The organism is Salinispora cortesiana, assembly GCF_000484695.1.
Lineage (GTDB): Bacteria > Actinomycetota > Actinomycetes > Mycobacteriales > Micromonosporaceae > Micromonospora > Micromonospora cortesiana.
On sequence record NZ_AXVR01000176.1, the window covers coordinates 1 to 1,440 of the forward strand.

The window sequence follows — 1,440 nt, forward strand, 5'->3', positions numbered from 1 at the left end:
CCTGAGCGAGGCGCCTGCTCGGCCGTACGCAGGGTGTAACACCCCCACGCCCCCCGAGATTCCACCACCACCATGCCCCCGACCACACCACCAAATGGGCATAGAACGGTCACAAGGTGTGTGGTTCCGTTGCAAAGAGGGCTACGACTGCCCCGCCGGCGACACCCGGACCCGCTACACCGGCCGGAACGGGTAGCCGATCTCAGCGAGATCACACGAAGCGTCATCTCACCCACCCGAGCAGTCCGATCACCAAACGGCTGGCCTGCCCTCGCCCACCACGCGGGGCGGCCCCTGGTGATGCGACGTCAACGTGGCGCAGAACGCCCGGCAGTGGGTGGCACGTCAGCCCCGGAACAAGCCGTGCCCACCAGTCGCTGCCCGGGCAGCTTGCCCGATCCTCGCTCGGTAGGTCTCGCGGGCGGCCGGGTCGATCTGCTCCTCGTACTCAGCTGTGAGCCCGGTCCGGCCGTCGAGCTGTTCGCGCAGGATGTCGGCGTGCCCGGCATGCCGGGTGGTGTCCTGCAGGACGTGGACCATGTTGAACAGCTTGACTTCGGGACGCGGCCACCACGGCACATGGCCGGGAGCGTCGATGGGTAGCTCTTTGATCGTGGCCTCTGCATGGTCCCATGCGCGCTGGTAGAAGCCGATGATCTGTTCTCGGGTCTTGTCCTGGGCAACCCACAGGTCGCTGCCGTCGGCGTCGCGCCAGTGCGGCAACCGCTCCGGGAACGGGCGGTCGAAGATCTCACCGAAGTACCAGGCCTCGCAGATCGCCAAGTGCTTGACCAGGCAAGAAGGTTGGTCCCGGTCGCTGTCAGGGGGCGGTGGATGTCGTACTCGGGCAGGCCATCGAGCTTCCAGAGTAGGGCCGTACGCGTCCGCTTGAGCTGGCCATGGAGGTAGGTCCTTCACGAAATATGTGCTGATTTCACACGTTAGGTTCGTTTTTGCAATCTATGGGTGGTTTGTGAGTCTTTATGTACTTAACTCCTGCTGTGGCGTCAGCACCACTGGCGCCGCACCCGGACCGACCGCACAGAAAGCGATGAACGACGATGTTGCAGAGCAGGAGACTCCCCCGCCCGTCCGGGGGGCGCGGTCGGCGCCGCGTCCCCCGGGCCGTCGCGGCGGTCAGCGCCATGGCCCTCACCGGAGTCGCTGGCCTGGCCGGCGCCGGACCGGCCACCGCGTACCAGGCCTCGCCCGACCGTGCCGTCACTGACGGCCAACCGCACCGGGAATGGTCGAAGGTTGACGGAGAGTGGGGTGGCGACTGGGGAAAGGCCGGCCACTCGGGCTGGAAGAGCGATGGCCATGGTGACAGGAAGGACAAGGGCACCAAGGACAAGGGCACCCCGGTGCCCTGCGACCCCAACGCGCTGATCGCCGCGATCACCGCGGCGAACCAGGCCGGCGGCGGCACCCTACGCCTGG

At 66.9% G+C, this 1,440-nt stretch carries 2 pseudogenes; one reads left to right on the forward strand and one right to left on the reverse strand.

Features of this window, described 5'->3' with window-relative positions:
• Window positions 1-345: 345 nt before the first annotated feature.
• A pseudogene (locus tag K228_RS26305) lies at window positions 346-905 on the reverse strand (DinB family protein); the annotation flags it as partial.
• Between the two features lie 156 nt (window positions 906-1,061).
• Here K228_RS26305 and K228_RS0124960 point away from each other — a divergent pair.
• Window positions 1,062-1,440: pseudogene (locus tag K228_RS0124960) on the forward strand (right-handed parallel beta-helix repeat-containing protein); the annotation flags it as partial.